Genomic DNA, 13,137 nt, shown 5'->3' with positions numbered 1-13,137 from the left:
TAGATTTATTTCAAATCGCTTTCAAAAATGAAATAATCCTTATCTATTGAAAAAGATGTGGGTTTAGATTCAAACAGTCCAAAAACTGTAGATCCTGAACCGGACATGGCGGCATAAAAAGCTCCAGCCTCATATAGTTGCTTCTTGATTTTTGCAATTTCAGGATGATTCTGGAAGACACTTGCTTCAAAATCATTGACCAGCTCATCTTTCCATCTATTTCGATCTGCCAAAATCTCCTCAAGCTTTACCTTAGGCGGGGAAGGGCTTACTCCAGCATAGGCCTCTTTGGTTCCAATATGGATTCCTGGGTTGACCAGAATTAAATGACATCCGCTTAGGGAAATGTCAATGGGCTCTAATATTTCCCCACGTCCTCTTGCAATTTTTGGAGTATTTTCAATAAAGAATGGACAATCACTTCCCAGTTGAGCCGCATATTCCTCCAAGAAAAAATTGTCTAAATGCAGATCAAACAGATTGTTCATCAATGTCAAGGCAAAAGCACCATCCGCTGATCCTCCTCCAAGACCGGCGCCCATTGGGATGTTTTTGTGTAAATGAATCTTTAGATTGGGTAATCCTTGGAAGTCCTTTCGAATCAGCTTTTCCGCCTTGAGAATCAAATTATCCTTTGAATCACCGGGAATCGATAAACCTGTACCTTCCCAGCCACCCTTTTTATCCAAAATCATTTCCAAAGCATCATAGAGTGGAATAGGAACCATACAAGTTTCGATTTCATGGTAACCATCCTTTCTTTTAGAAGTGATGTGAAGCCCTAGATTAATTTTTGCGTTTGGAAATGTGATCATCAGAAAAGTCTTTTGACAAAAATAGAGGGATTTTTTATGTGATAAAGGCTTAAAGTAACAATTGAAAAATATGCAAGGATTTTCCTAAAAATTATAGGACTTCGGATGAAAGGATTTTTTTCTTATAAAAAAGGAAACGAAATGAGAAAAAATTTGAAAATAGTGTAAATCAATATATAATTTTGAAAATCGGATATTTTTAAAATCAAATCTTCAAAATATAGGGATTTAAGGGTTTAATACGGATTAAAATTTTGATAAAAATCATTTTACAATACTTTATATTTTGGCTTTAAGATAAAAAGGAGAATTAAATATTGTAAGTCTGATATTTCGGGTTTAAGTTTGAATTCTAATTCCTGCAAAGGATGAACCTCAAACCGAAAGATATGTACCCAGTAGTCTTTTTGCTAAGCTTTATTATTCTCATTGGATGTTAATGTGAGGCACTAGACTATTATTCATAATGAAATAAAATTGAAAGTGCCTCAGACCAATGAGGCACTTTTTTTATACCCAATTAAACCTATGACCCTGAAAAAATACAGTTGGGAAATATCAGATAATCCCGAACATCCGGCCGGAAAGGCCATGCTTTATGCCACGGGCATGAGTGATAAAAAGATGAAACAGCCTTTTGTGGGGATAGCGAGTTGCGGATATGAAAGCAATCCCTGCAATATGCACTTGAATGACTTTGCCGGTCTGATCAAAGATTCCTCTCAGGATTATGATCTGACCGGTTTGGTTTTTAATACCATCGGTATTTCAGATGGGACCTCTATGGGTACGCTGGGAATGCGCTACTCCTTGGTTTCCAGAGAAATCATTGCAGACTCCATAGAGTCCTTTATACTCGGTCACTCCTTTGATTCATGTGTCGCAGTTGCTGGCTGTGATAAAAATATGCCCGGGGCGATCATTGGGATGCTTCGGATCAACCGTCCCTCGATTATGGTTTATGGAGGAACGATTGCCTCGGGTAATTATAAAGGCGAAAAACTCAATATCGTTTCTGCATTCGAAGCTTTTGGGAAGAAAATCCAAGGGACTATCTCCGAAGAGGATTACGACGGAGTCATCAGAAATGCCTGCCCGGGAGCAGGTGCATGTGGAGGAATGTATACTGCCAATACCATGTCCTCAGCGATTGAAGCCCTGGGAATGTCATTGCCTTACTCTGCTTCCAATCCAGCCAATTCACCTGAAAAAATTCAGGAATGTAAAGATGTAAATCACTACATGAAGATCTTGTTGGAAAAGGATATCAAACCAAAGGATATCATCAGCAGGAAAAGTATTGAGAATGCAGTTCGTGTGGCTATTTCATTGGGAGGAAGTACCAATGCTGTACTTCACTTATTGGCAATAGCCAGAACTGCAGGCGTGGATTTTACTTTGGAAGACTTTAAAGAGCTCAATGCCAAGACTCCGATGATAGGTGATTTCAAGCCTTCTGGGAAATTCTTGATGGAAGATTTACATGAACAAGGCGGCCTTCCTGCATTCATGAAGTATTTCTTGGAAAAAGGATTTTTGCACGGAGACTGTCTCACTGTCACGGGCAAAACATTAGCTGAAAACTTGGAAGGAATTGATCCAATCGTTCCTTCTCGAGTAAACGTGATTCACCCAGTGGAAACCCCCATCAAAGAAACGGGTCACTTATGTATTCTTTCCGGAAATCTTGCTCCAGAAGGTGCAGTTGCAAAAATCACCGGGAAAGAAGGTAGATTATTTACAGGTCCGGCTAAAGTATTCGATTCTGAAAAAGAAGCCAATGACGCTATCCGTGATCATGTTGTAAAAGCGGGAGATGTAGTAGTCATTCGAAATGTAGGTCCAAAAGGAGCTCCAGGCATGCCAGAAATGCTGAAACCAACCTCTATGATTATTGGAGCTGGACTGGGAGCAGATGTGGCCCTAATTACAGATGGTAGATTTTCTGGTGGAACACATGGCTTTGTAGTAGGGCATGTGACTCCTGAGGCTTGGACAGGTGGGCCTATCGGTCTACTAAAAGACGGAGATATGGTCACCATAGATACGGATCATCAACTGCTTTCTGTGGATGTTTCGGAGGCTGAATTTGCTGAAAGAAAGAAAAGCTGGTCTCCAAAAGTCATTGAGGGCTTGCAGGGTACTTTGAAAAAATACAATAAACTCGTTGCCACCGCCTCTGAAGGTTGTGTCACAGATAAATTCTAATGCTATGAAGGAATCAATGATCAGAGGGGCGGACATCGTAGTCCAATCTTTAATAGCGGAACAGGCAGAAATTATTTTTGGCTACCCCGGCGGTGCAATCATGCCTGTTTACGATGCATTGTATGACTATCATGAACAAATCAAGCATGTACTGACCCGACATGAGCAGGGAGCAATCCATGCCGCTCAAGGCTATGCCAGAGTCTCTGGTAAAGTGGGGGTTTGTTTGGCTACTTCAGGTCCGGGGGCGACTAACCTTATCACAGGTTTGGCAGATGCGCAGATCGACAGTACTCCTTTGGTTTGTATTACAGGACAAGTGGCTGCGCACCTATTAGGTACAGATGCTTTCCAGGAAACAGACGTCGTCGGTATATCTATGCCGGGAACAAAATGGAATATTCAAGTAAGAAAGGTTGAAGATATAGCTCCGGCCATAGCCAAAGGTTTTTATATAGCCCGTTCGGGAAGACCAGGGCCTGTACTGATCGATATTACCAAAAATGCCCAAGTTGACTTTGGGGAAATGAATTATGCTCCTTGCATGGGTTTCAGATCTTACAAAACACATATACCTGTTGAAAAGACAGCCATTCAGGAAGCTGCTGAACTGATCAATAAGGCAGAAAGACCTTATATAGTTTTTGGTCAGGGTGTAGTGTTGGGAAAGGCTGAGACAGAGTTGAAATTCTTTTTAGATAAAACAGGCATTCCAGCGGCTTCAACCTTATTGGGTTCAGGAGCTATTTCTCAAGATCATCCCAATTATGTGGGTAAACTTGGCATGCATGGAAATTATGCTCCCAATTTATTGACCAATCAATGTGATGTATTAATCGCAATTGGGATGCGCTTTGATGATCGAGTGACTGGTGATTTGAAAAGATATGCAAAACAGGCCAAGGTCATTCATTTGGAACTTGATCCGGCAGAAATCAATAAAAATGTTAAAGCAGATATTCCTGTGTTAGGGGATTGCAAAGAGAGTTTGTCTTTGTTGACTGCAGCAGTTTCAGAGAAGACGCATCCAGCTTGGATGACCAAGTTTCGGGAGCTGGAGCAAATGGAGAAAGATGCTGTTATGCAGCATGATATTACTCCTACCAAAGTGGGTTTGACGATGGGAGAGGTAATTAATCTAATCAATCAATACAAAGCAGATGATGCGGTCTTAGTCACAGATGTAGGACAGCATCAGATGATAGCATGGAGATATTTTAATTATAAAAAGACCCGAACTCAGGTGACTTCTGGTGGTCTGGGCACAATGGGTTTTGCTTTGCCGGCTGCTTTAGGGGCACAACTTCATGATTACTCTAGACAAGTGATTTGTGTGGTAGGCGATGGAGGGATTCAGATGACCATTCAGGAATTGGGAACCATTATGCAAACCAAAGCTCCTGTGAAAATTGTCCTTTTGAATAATAATTATCTAGGTATGGTGAGGCAGTGGCAGCAGATGTTTTTTGATAAGCGCTATTCTTTCACCGAGTTGGACAATCCTGACTTTGTAAAAATTGCTGAGGCTTATCAGATCAAAGCTCAAAAAGTAACTGATCGAGGAGATCTGAAAGAAGCAATTGAAGATATGCTGATCCATGATGGCCCCTTTTTCTTAGAGGTAGTAGTGGAAAAAGAAGATAATGTATTCCCGATGATTGCCACAGGATGCTCTGTGGAGGAAGTAAGACTAAGTTAAAAACGTATGAAGCGATATACCATATTTGTCATTACCGAGAATTTCATCGGCATACTCAATCGGATTACTATCATTTTTACCCGAAGAGGGATCAATATAGATGCCCTTACTGCTTCAGAAAGTAGGTTGGAGGGGATTCATAGAATCACGATCGAAGTGACAGCCACAGAAGAAACAGTAATCCAGCTGGTCAATCAGATCGAAAAGATTATAGATGTAATCAAAGCCTTTTATCACGAAGATGAGGCGGTAGTTTATCAGGAAATCGCCTTATACAAGATCCCTGTGTCAAAACTGGACGGGGGCTTGGAGAAAGTCATTCGACAGCATAATGCAAAAATCATTGCTGCTGAGCCTGAATTTGTGGTACTGGAACTGACGGGTCACAAAGAGCAAACTCAGGAGCTCTTGGAAATCCTCAAAGGATATGGACTGCTGGAATTTGCCAGATCAGGAAGAGTTGCCGTAGCAAAAAGAATGCTTACGATTGACTCTTTTGTAAAATAAAAAATTGAAAATCAATCCATTAAATCTAATAATAACACTATGAAATTGAAATTTGGCAGCGTTGAAGAAAACGTAGTAACCAGAGAGGAATTTCCTCTGGAAAAAGCACGCGAAGTATTGAAAAATGAAGTAATCGCTGTGCTGGGTTATGGTGTACAGGGTCCTGGACAGGCACTCAACCTGAAGGACAATGGCTTCAACGTGATCGTTGGCCAGAGAAAAGGATCTAAAACTTGGGATAAGGCAGTTTCTGATGGCTGGGTTCCAGGAGAAACTTTATTTGAACTGGAAGAAGCTTGCGAAAGAGGAACTATCCTTCAGTTTTTGCTTTCTGATGCAGGTCAGATTGCACTTTGGCCGACAGTGAAGAAGCACTTGACTCCAGGGAAAGCACTTTATTTTTCCCATGGATTTGGTGTGACTTATAAAGAAAAGACAGGAATCGTTCCTCCGGCAGATGTAGATGTAATTCTAGTGGCTCCAAAAGGATCCGGAACTTCTTTGAGAAGAATGTTTGTGGAAGGTAGAGGACTTAACTCTTCTTATGCAATTTACCAGGATGCTACCGGAAAGGCCAAAGACAGAGTAGTTGCATTGGGAATTGGCGTTGGCTCAGGATACCTATTCGAAACAGATTTTTATCGTGAAGTAACTTCTGACCTTACTGGTGAAAGAGGAACATTGATGGGGGCTATCCAGGGGATTTTCGCTGCACAATATGAAGTGCTGAGAGCAAATGGTCATACCCCTTCAGAAGCGTTCAACGAAACAGTGGAAGAATTGACCCAGTCTCTTATGCCATTGGTAGCAGAAAATGGGATGGATTGGATGTACGCCAACTGCTCGACTACTGCTCAGAGAGGTGCTTTGGATTGGTGGAAGCCTTTCCGAGATGCGACCAAGCCGGTATTTGAAGCGCTATATGACTCTGTGAAAACAGGAAAAGAGGCCCAGAAATCTATTGATTCTAACTCTAAGTCTGATTACAGAGAAAAATTAGAAGAAGAATTGAAAGAGTTAAGAGAGTCTGAAATGTGGCAGGCAGGAGCTGTCGTCCGCCAGTTGAGACCAGAAAATAACTAAAACCCAAAAAATCATGAGTGACAAGCTGTGGATATTCGATACGACCCTGAGAGATGGGGAGCAAGTACCGGGATGTCAGTTAAATACCCGGGAGAAAATTGTGGTGGCAAAAGCTCTGGAAGAACTGGGAGTGGATATCATAGAAGCTGGATTTCCTATTTCCAGCCCAGGTGATTTCAATTCCGTTCAGGAAATTTCAAAAGCTGTTTCAAATCCAATCATTTGTGCCCTTTCCAGAGCCGTAGAAAAGGATATTGAAGTGGCAGCGGCAGCACTTAAATACGCGAAAAAAGGACGTATTCATACCGGAATTGGGGTTTCTCCTTATCATATTCAGTACAAGTTGAGAACTACTCCAGATGAAATCATCCGGAGAGGTGTGGCAGCTGTAAAATTTGCCAGACAGTTTGTAGAGGATGTGGAGTTTTATGCAGAAGACGCAGGAAGGTCTGAGCCTGATTTTCTTTGTAAAATCATAGAGGAAGTGATCAAAGCAGGTGCTAGGGTGGTCAATATTCCAGATACCACTGGATATTGTCTTCCTGAGCAGTATGGAGCGATCATCGCCAACCTGAAAAATAATGTTCCCAATATCGATAAGGCGATTATTGCTACCCATTGCCATAATGACTTAGGGATGGCTACTGCAAATACAGTGGCAGGAGTGCAACATGGAGCCCGTCAGGTAGAAGTGACTATCAATGGTATTGGAGAACGAGCAGGGAATACCTCCATGGAGGAAGTGGTTATGGCGATTAAATGTCATCAATCAATCCCTGTTCACACAGATATAGTTACTCCTTTGATTTACAAGACTAGTCGCTTGGTTTCTAAGCTAATGAACATGCCTGTTCAGCCTAACAAAGCAATCGTAGGAAGAAATGCTTTTGCGCATTCTTCAGGCATCCACCAGGATGGAGTATTGAAGCATAGAGAGAATTATGAAATCATTGATCCTAAGGAAGTTGGGGTTGAAGAATCTTCAATTGTTCTTACCGCTAGATCAGGAAGGGCAGCACTTAAGCACCATTTGGATGCATTGGGTGTTGAATTAGAAGGAGAAGAACTTCGTGAGGTATATGAGGCTTTCCTTTTGTTGGCTGACTCTAAAAGAGATATAGGTCGCAAAGACCTTTTGGAGCTTGTCGGCAAATACATGGATGAATCCAATTTTATCGAATTGGAAAAAGTGACTTATGCTTCCAATGGTTCTATCCAGGCAGAAGTAAGCTTGAAAATTGGAAACGAATCTCACCAAGCCTCTTCTTCAGGTGTAGGGCCGGTAGATGCGGTTCTTAAATCAATCGAAAAAATCGTCAAACCTCAGGTGGACTTGGAGGAATTCCTGATTCAAGCTATTACCCATGGTTCAGACGACGTGGCCAAAGTTCATATGAGATTGATCAAATCAGAAAAACCTTACTACGGATTCGCCTCTCATGAGGATATAGTCTTAGCCTCAGCACAGGCATTTGTAGATGCATTAAATAAAATACCAGTCAAAGAATACGTGACTGCCTAATTATGGAAAAGACAACATTATTTGACAAAATCTGGGATGCCCACGTGGTAAAATCCGTTCCGGCAGGACCAGATGTATTCTTCATTGATAAGCATTTTATCCATGAAGTCACCTCTCCAGTAGCCTTTCTCAACTTGGAAAAAAGAGGCATTGGAGTAAAGTACCCACACAGAACAATCGCTACTCCGGACCACAATGTTCCTACAGTAGATCAAGATCAAACTATCAAGGATAAATTATCCAGAATGCAGGTCGAAAAACTTCGGCACAACTGCGCTAAATATGGAATTGAACTCCATGACTTAGGTTCGGCTCACCATGGGATTGTCCATGTCATAGGGCCTGAATTGGGTGTGACCCAGCCTGGAATGACCATCGTTTGTGGTGACTCTCATACTTCTACGCATGGAGCTTTTGGAGCTATTGCCTTTGGAATCGGTACTTCTGAAGTGGAGATGGTTTTGGCCACCCAATGTATCATGCAGTCCAAGCCTAAAAAGATGCGGATTTCTGTGGAGGGAGAACTTGGCAATGGAGTCACTTCAAAGGATATTATCCTTTACATCATATCTAAGATATCCGCTGCTGGAGCGACTGGATACTTTGTAGAATACGCAGGGTCGGCTATTCGCAGCCTATCGATGGAAGCCCGAATGACCATTTGCAATATGTCTATAGAAATGGGAGCTCGTGGTGGATTGATTGCTCCGGATGAGACGACTTTCGAATTTTTGAAAGGGAAACAATACGCTCCAAAGGGCGAGGAATGGGATCAGGCTGTAGCTCATTGGAAAACACTCAAGACCGACGAGGGAGCTGTTTTTGACAAGGAGCTCACCTTTGATGCGTCAGATATAGAACCAATGATTACTTATGGTACCAACCCTGGTATGGGCATCAAAGTCAAAGATTCCATCCCAACCACAGAAGGTATGGAAGGATCTAACAAGAAGTCCTACTTGAAGTCATTGGATTATATGGGATTTCAGCCCGGCGAACCAATCAAAGGCAAGCAAGTGGACTATGTATTCGTAGGCTCTTGTACCAATGGGCGAATTGAAGATATCCGTGCGGTAGCGCAATTTGTCAAAGGCAGAAAGAAAGCTGATAACATTACCGCTTGGATAGTACCAGGGTCACGAGAAGTGGAAAAGTTAGCTCATGAAGAGGGCTTGGTAAAAATTCTGGAAGAGGCAGGGTTTGAGTTGAGACAGCCCGGTTGTTCGGCTTGCCTGGCGATGAACGATGATAAAATTCCATCCGGAAAGTATGCAGTTTCTACTTCCAATAGAAACTTTGAAGGACGTCAAGGACCCGGCGCACGAACAATGCTCGCATCCCCTCTCACGGTAGCAGCTGTAGCTGTCACTGGGCGTATCACCGATCCTAGGGAGGTTTTCGATAATTAATTTAGAGTTATAAGTTATTGGTTAGTAGTTATTAGTGTCTGAATGCAATATGTCGACATCACTGTAACCCACCAATAACAAATAACCATTTTCTAATCAACTAATAAAAAATGGCTTACGATAAATTTACCATATTGACCAGCACCGCAGTTCCTTTGCCTACGGAAAACGTGGATACGGATCAAATTATTCCTGCACGCTTTCTCAAGGCTACCGAGCGGGAAGGCTTTGGTGACAACCTGTTCCGTGACTGGAGATATGATGTAGAGGGAAATCCCAAGAAGGATTTTGTGTTGAATGATCCAACTTATACCGGTAAAATTTTGGTTGCGGGCAAGAATTTCGGATCAGGATCCAGTAGAGAGCATGCTGTTTGGGCGCTGTATGATTATGGCTTCCGATGTGTAGTTTCCAGTTTTTTTGCAGATATCTTCAAAAATAACTGTCTAAATATCGGGGTACTTCCTGTGACGGTATCTCCTGAATTTGCTGATAAGTTGCTCTCAGCAATAGAGGAAAATCCTAACACTCAGATTGAAGTGAATCTGCCTAAGCAAAAAATCACTTTGCTTTCAACTGGAGATTCTGAGTCTTTTGATATCAATGATTATAAAAAGGCTAACATGCAAAACGGTTTCGATGATATCGATTACTTGTTAAACATGTCCTTAGAAATCGATGCTTTTGTAGAGACGAGATAAGAAAAATCATGAAGGCGAATAGGAAAATTGAGATTATGGACACAACCTTGAGGGATGGAGAGCAGACCTCAGGGGTTTCCTTTTTGCCTTCTGAAAAATTGCAGATTGCCAAACTTTTACTGGATGAACTCAAAGTAGACCGGATTGAAGTTGCTTCTGCCCGGGTTTCAGAGGGAGAGCTTGAAGGTGTTCAGAAAATTACTCAGTGGGCTTCTCAAAAGGGTTATTTGGAAAGAGTGGAGGTTTTGGGTTTTGTCGACACCCCTGCTTCTGTCAATTGGCTTTTGGAAGCAGGAGCCAAGGTGATGAATTTGCTGACCAAAGGATCCCTGAACCACCTGACCCATCAACTCAAGAAAAAACAGGAAGAGCACTTTGAGGATATTCGAAAATCCATACAGCATGCCAGAGAAAATCAAATAAGCGTAAATGTATATTTGGAAGATTGGTCTAATGGAATGCGAAATTCTCAAGAGTATACTTTGAGTTTGATCGAGTTTTTGACCAAACAACCTGTCCAAAGAATTATGCTTCCTGACACCTTGGGCTTGCTTTCCCCGGAAGAGGTAAAGGAGTATTTTCAGATGATCATTGCTAAGTTTCCTGATGCCCATTTTGATTTTCATGCTCACAACGACTATGATTTGTCAGTAGCTAATGTCATGGAAGCGGTTTTACATGGAGTTTCGGGGATTCATACTACCATCAATGGCTTGGGAGAGCGTGCAGGAAACGCTCCTCTGGAATCTGTCATTGCTGTGATCAAGGATTTTACAGAACTGGAAATCGGAGTTCAGGAGCAGAAGATATTCAGGGTATCCAAGTTGGTAGAGCAATTTTCAGGGCAACATATTCCAGCGAATAAACCTGTGGTAGGGGAGAATGTCTTTACTCAGACTGCAGGGATTCATGCAGACGGGGATAATAAGAAGAATCTTTATTTCAATGATCTGATGCCGGAGCGATTCGGTCGTCAAAGGAAGTATGCCCTAGGAAAAACCTCTGGCAAAGCGAATATTCTCAAAAATCTGGAAGAGTTGGGGATTTCTTTGGAAAAAGAAGAGCTAGCCAGAGTTACTCAGAGAATCATTGAACTGGGAGATAAAAAAGAGCGGGTAACTACTGAGGATTTACCGTACATTATTTCGGATGTTCTTCAGAATAATTCTATTTCAAAAAATATCAGCATTGAAGGGTACCACATGACCCATTCCAAAGGTTTGAAACCAACCGTTCAGTTGCGTATGAGGATTCATGAGAAAACTTATGATGCTTCTGCAACAGGAGATGGGCAATATGACTCCTTTATGCGAGCCTTACGAAAAATTTATAAGTCAATGGGGCGTGAGCTTCCCAAGTTGACAGACTATCATGTTTCTATTCCACCTGGAGGTAAAACAGATGCTTTCGTAGAAACTGTCATTACCTGGGAATATGGAAAGATATTCAAAACCAAAGGTCTGGATCCAGATCAAACAGTGGCGGCCATGATGGCTACCGAAAAAATGCTTAATATCATAGAATCAATTAATTACAATCCAAAACAAGAAGAATCCACCTATTATGGAAATGAATATCGCGCTGCTGCCGGGTGACGGCATTGGTCCTGAGGTTGTAGCACAGGCTGTCAAAGTTGTTAAAGCTGTCGGTCAGAAATTCGGACACAAAATCACTTTTAAAGAAGGCCTGGTAGGAGCATGTGCTATTGATGCAACAGGTGATCCTTATCCGGATGCTACCCATGAAATTTGTGCTGCATCTAATGCTGTCCTTTTTGGTGCCATTGGTGATCCCAAATATGATAATGATCCCAAAGCTAAAGTTCGTCCTGAACAAGGGTTGTTAAGAATGCGTCAAAAGCTGGGTTTGTTTGCCAATGTGCGTCCTACATTTACTTTTCCATCCTTGGTTCATAAATCACCCTTGAAGTTGGATAGAGTGGAGGGAGTAGATTTCGTCTTTTTCAGAGAGTTGACCGGAGGGGTTTATTTCGGAGAGCCTAGGGGAAGGAATGAGCAGGGAACCAAAGCCTTTGATACCAATGTGTATAGCAAGGAGGAGATTGTGAGATTGGCGAGAATGGGCTTTGAAGCTGCACAAAAAAGAAGAAAATTATTGACCTGTGTGGATAAGGCCAATGTTATGGCTACTTCCAGACTTTGGAGGGAAACGGTGCAGGAATTGGCAAATGAGTACCCTGATGTGAAGGTGGAATATGAGTTTGTAGATGCGGTAGCTATGCGTCTGATTCAATGGCCTAAGGCTTATGATGTTCTGATTACTGAAAATTTATTCGGAGATATTTTGACAGATGAGGCTTCTGTGATTTCAGGCTCCATGGGTTTGATGCCGTCTGCTTCTCTAGGTTCTAATGTGAAGCTTTTCGAACCTATCCATGGCTCTTATCCTCAGGCTGCTGGAAAGGATATCGCCAATCCTTTGGCTACGGTACTTTCTGCTGCGATGATGTTTGACTATGCTTTTGATCTAAAAGAGGAAGCTGAGGCAATTACTGGGGTAGTCAATTTATCCCTGGCTGAAGGAGTGGTCACAGAGGATATTGCTGAAGGCGGTAAGTCTTATAAAACCTCCGAGGTAGGTGATTGGCTGGCCTCCAAGGTTATAAAAGCGTATTAATTGAAAAATGCCACTTTAGAGATAGAGTGGCATTTTTTTTATATAATTCGAATTGAAAATTTGCTTTTTAAATTTTTTGGGGGGTATTTTTAGTTGTGATCACTTAAAGGCCAGTTTTAAATAAATTAAAATCCTAAATTTTTAAAAAAATGAAAAAGAAAGTCTATTCAATTATGGCAATTGTGTTAGTTGGAATCACATCATTCTCAGTGATGCCAACTTTGGCACAAACTGAACCAGGGGATTGTGATAAAGTCTATCATGATAAAAAGAAACAATTTTTTGTTTCAGGGTGCAAACCTAAAACAGGTTATGAGTGCTTATTGAGATGCGCTCATCCAGATTATCCAGATTTACCTACAATAGGAACCTAACAATTTTCTCACTCTGGTGACTTGTCACCAGAGTGAGAGTTTTCTAAATAACTTGACTTAATTTAAATATTTATGAAGGGACTATTTACTGTAGGTATGGTAATAATAATTTTGTCCTTGCCTACTTCTATAATGGCTCAAGAAGCGCCTACTGCTGAAGAGATTTCTAATAATTTATGTGT

The 13,137-nt window shown here is 41.6% G+C and carries 11 protein-coding genes; 10 read left to right on the top strand and 1 reads right to left on the bottom strand.

Annotation, left to right across the window (positions count from 1 at the left end):
- Positions 1 to 5: 5 nt before the first annotated feature.
- On the bottom strand, positions 6 to 815 hold the full coding sequence (gene ispE, locus BM073_RS13975; protein WP_091654938.1) for a 4-(cytidine 5'-diphospho)-2-C-methyl-D-erythritol kinase: 810 nt from the start codon (positions 813 to 815) through the stop codon (positions 6 to 8).
- Between the two features lie 528 nt (positions 816 to 1,343).
- Between ispE and ilvD the strand changes: the two genes are divergently transcribed.
- The 10 genes from ilvD (at position 1,344) to BM073_RS13925 (ending at position 12,955) form a co-directional block, all read left to right on the top strand.
- Positions 1,344 to 3,023: a dihydroxy-acid dehydratase gene (ilvD, locus tag BM073_RS13970; protein WP_091654937.1), complete on the top strand. Its 1,680-nt coding sequence runs from the start codon at positions 1,344 to 1,346 to the stop codon at positions 3,021 to 3,023.
- Positions 3,024 to 3,027: 4 nt separating this feature from the next.
- Complete coding sequence (gene ilvB, locus BM073_RS13965) at positions 3,028 to 4,722, top strand: biosynthetic-type acetolactate synthase large subunit (RefSeq protein ID WP_175557921.1); 1,695 nt, start codon at positions 3,028 to 3,030, stop codon at positions 4,720 to 4,722.
- A 6-nt stretch (positions 4,723 to 4,728) separates the two neighbouring features.
- Entirely contained in the window at positions 4,729 to 5,229 is a 501-nt protein-coding gene (ilvN, locus tag BM073_RS13960; protein ID WP_091654936.1) for an acetolactate synthase small subunit, read from the top strand.
- Positions 5,230 to 5,268: 39 nt separating this feature from the next.
- Positions 5,269 to 6,312 carry a ketol-acid reductoisomerase gene (gene ilvC / locus BM073_RS13955; protein ID WP_091654935.1) on the top strand — a complete coding sequence of 348 codons (1,044 nt, stop codon included), beginning with the start codon at positions 5,269 to 5,271 and terminating at the stop codon, positions 6,310 to 6,312.
- A gap of 13 nt (positions 6,313 to 6,325) precedes the next feature.
- The gene (locus tag BM073_RS13950) at positions 6,326 to 7,834 is read left to right on the top strand and encodes a 2-isopropylmalate synthase (protein ID WP_091654934.1); all 1,509 of its coding nucleotides are present in this window, start codon (positions 6,326 to 6,328) and stop codon (positions 7,832 to 7,834) included.
- A gap of 2 nt (positions 7,835 to 7,836) precedes the next feature.
- On the top strand, positions 7,837 to 9,243 hold the full coding sequence (leuC, locus tag BM073_RS13945) for a 3-isopropylmalate dehydratase large subunit (protein ID WP_091654933.1): 1,407 nt from the start codon (positions 7,837 to 7,839) through the stop codon (positions 9,241 to 9,243).
- 110 nt (positions 9,244 to 9,353) lie between these two features.
- Positions 9,354 to 9,944, top strand: a complete 591-nt coding sequence (leuD, locus tag BM073_RS13940) for a 3-isopropylmalate dehydratase small subunit (protein ID WP_091654932.1) — start codon at positions 9,354 to 9,356, stop codon at positions 9,942 to 9,944.
- Positions 9,945 to 9,952: 8 nt separating this feature from the next.
- Positions 9,953 to 11,539, top strand: a complete 1,587-nt coding sequence (locus tag BM073_RS13935) for a hydroxymethylglutaryl-CoA lyase-like TIM-barrel protein (protein WP_091654931.1) — start codon at positions 9,953 to 9,955, stop codon at positions 11,537 to 11,539.
- Positions 11,508 to 12,581 (top strand): 3-isopropylmalate dehydrogenase, encoded by a 1,074-nt coding sequence (leuB, locus tag BM073_RS13930; RefSeq protein ID WP_091654930.1) that lies wholly within the window; start codon positions 11,508 to 11,510, stop codon positions 12,579 to 12,581. Before BM073_RS13935 ends, leuB begins: the two co-directional genes overlap by 32 nt.
- Positions 12,582 to 12,730: 149 nt before the next feature.
- On the top strand, positions 12,731 to 12,955 hold the full coding sequence (locus BM073_RS13925; protein WP_091654929.1) for a hypothetical protein: 225 nt from the start codon (positions 12,731 to 12,733) through the stop codon (positions 12,953 to 12,955).
- Positions 12,956 to 13,137 lie beyond the last annotated feature (182 nt).

Origin of the sequence: Algoriphagus ornithinivorans (genome assembly GCF_900115305.1) — a bacterium.
Lineage (GTDB): Bacteria > Bacteroidota > Bacteroidia > Cytophagales > Cyclobacteriaceae > Algoriphagus > Algoriphagus ornithinivorans.
This window is presented reverse-complemented; position numbering and strand designations above follow the sequence as displayed.

What these genes read in the sequence shown, in the direction of transcription:
- ispE (WP_091654938.1), bottom strand. Translation starts at nt 815, where the DNA reads ATGATCACATTTCCAAACGCAAAAATTAATCTAGGGCTTCACATCACT.
- ilvN (WP_091654936.1), top strand. Translation starts at nt 4,729, where the DNA reads ATGAAGCGATATACCATATTTGTCATTACCGAGAATTTCATCGGCATA.
- ilvD (WP_091654937.1), top strand. Translation starts at nt 1,344, where the DNA reads ATGACCCTGAAAAAATACAGTTGGGAAATATCAGATAATCCCGAACAT.
- ilvB (WP_175557921.1), top strand. Translation starts at nt 3,028, where the DNA reads ATGAAGGAATCAATGATCAGAGGGGCGGACATCGTAGTCCAATCTTTA.
- leuC (WP_091654933.1), top strand. Translation starts at nt 7,837, where the DNA reads ATGGAAAAGACAACATTATTTGACAAAATCTGGGATGCCCACGTGGTA.
- ilvC (WP_091654935.1), top strand. Translation starts at nt 5,269, where the DNA reads ATGAAATTGAAATTTGGCAGCGTTGAAGAAAACGTAGTAACCAGAGAG.
- BM073_RS13950 (WP_091654934.1), top strand. Translation starts at nt 6,326, where the DNA reads ATGAGTGACAAGCTGTGGATATTCGATACGACCCTGAGAGATGGGGAG.
- leuD (WP_091654932.1), top strand. Translation starts at nt 9,354, where the DNA reads ATGGCTTACGATAAATTTACCATATTGACCAGCACCGCAGTTCCTTTG.
- BM073_RS13935 (WP_091654931.1), top strand. Translation starts at nt 9,953, where the DNA reads ATGAAGGCGAATAGGAAAATTGAGATTATGGACACAACCTTGAGGGAT.
- leuB (WP_091654930.1), top strand. Translation starts at nt 11,508, where the DNA reads ATGGAAATGAATATCGCGCTGCTGCCGGGTGACGGCATTGGTCCTGAG.
- BM073_RS13925 (WP_091654929.1), top strand. Translation starts at nt 12,731, where the DNA reads ATGAAAAAGAAAGTCTATTCAATTATGGCAATTGTGTTAGTTGGAATC.